At 55.3% G+C, this 1,621-nt stretch carries 1 rRNA gene; it reads right to left on the reverse strand.

Annotated features, from left to right (window positions below):
- Positions 1 to 51 precede the first annotated feature (51 nt).
- A 16S ribosomal RNA gene (locus NH398_RS16690) occupies positions 52 to 1,584 on the reverse strand.
- Positions 1,585 to 1,621: the final 37 nt, after the last annotated feature.

Consider the following 1,621-nt stretch of genomic DNA (forward strand, 5'->3'; position numbering starts at 1 on the left):
TCTGATCAGGTAATTCATTGTGAGCGCTTACCGCGAGGGGAAGACATCGTTTAAGGAGGTGATCCAGCCGCAGGTTCCCCTACGGCTACCTTGTTACGACTTCACCCCAGTCATGAACCACACCGTGGTGATCGCCCTCTTGCGTTAGGCTAACCACTTCTGGTGCAGTCCACTCCCATGGTGTGACGGGCGGTGTGTACAAGGCCCGGGAACGTATTCACCGTAGCATTCTGATCTACGATTACTAGCGATTCCGACTTCACGGAGTCGAGTTGCAGACTCCGATCCGGACTGAGATCGGCTTTTCGGGATTGGCTGACTCTCGCGAGCTCGCAACCCTTTGTACCGACCATTGTAGCACGTGTGTAGCCCTACTCGTAAGGGCCATGATGACTTGACGTCGTCCCCACCTTCCTCCGGTTTGTCACCGGCAGTCTCCTTAGAGTTCCCGCCATTACGCGCTGGCAAATAAGGACAAGGGTTGCGCTCGTTACGGGACTTAACCCAACATTTCACAACACGAGCTGACGACAGCCATGCAGCACCTGTCTCTGCGTTCCCGAAGGCACTAAGGTATCTCTACCGAATTCGCAGGATGTCAAGAGTAGGTAAGGTTCTTCGCGTTGCATCGAATTAAACCACATGCTCCACCGCTTGTGCGGGCCCCCGTCAATTCATTTGAGTTTTAACCTTGCGGCCGTACTCCCCAGGCGGTCGACTTATCGCGTTAACTTCGCCACAAAGTGCGCTAGGCACCCAACGGCTGGTCGACATCGTTTACGGCGTGGACTACCAGGGTATCTAATCCTGTTTGCTACCCACGCTTTCGCACCTCAGTGTCAGTGTCAGTCCAGAAGGCCGCCTTCGCCACTGGTATTCCTCCCGATCTCTACGCATTTCACCGCTACACCGGGAATTCTACCTTCCTCTCCTGCACTCTAGCTTGACAGTTCCGGATGCCGTTCCCAGGTTGAGCCCGGGGCTTTCACAACCGGCTTATCAAGCCACCTACGCGCGCTTTACGCCCAGTAATTCCGATTAACGCTTGCACCCTCCGTATTACCGCGGCTGCTGGCACGGAGTTAGCCGGTGCTTCTTCTGCGAGTGATGTCTTTCCTAGCGGGTATTAACCGCTAGGCGTTCTTCCTCGCTGAAAGTGCTTTACAACCCGAGGGCCTTCTTCACACACGCGGCATGGCTGGATCAGGGTTGCCCCCATTGTCCAATATTCCCCACTGCTGCCTCCCGTAGGAGTTCGGGCCGTGTCTCAGTCCCGATGTGGCTGATCATCCTCTCAGACCAGCTACGGATCGTTGCCTTGGTGAGCCTTTACCTCACCAACTAGCTAATCCGACATAGGCTCATCCGATAGCGGGAGCCGAAGCCCCCTTTCTCCCGTAGGACGTATGCGGTATTAGCCTGGGTTTCCCCAGGTTATCCCCCACTATCGGGCAGATTCCTATGCATTACTCACCCGTCCGCCGCTCGTCAGCATCCAGCAAGCTGGATCTGTTACCGCTCGACTTGCATGTGTTAGGCCTGCCGCCAGCGTTCAATCTGAGCCATGATCAAACTCTTCAGTTTAAGATCAATGCGGTTCTTGCCTGTGACCGAGGCCACA

Source organism: Halomonas sp. CnH100-B (assembly GCF_024124605.1).
Taxonomy (GTDB): Bacteria; Pseudomonadota; Gammaproteobacteria; order Pseudomonadales; family Halomonadaceae; genus Vreelandella.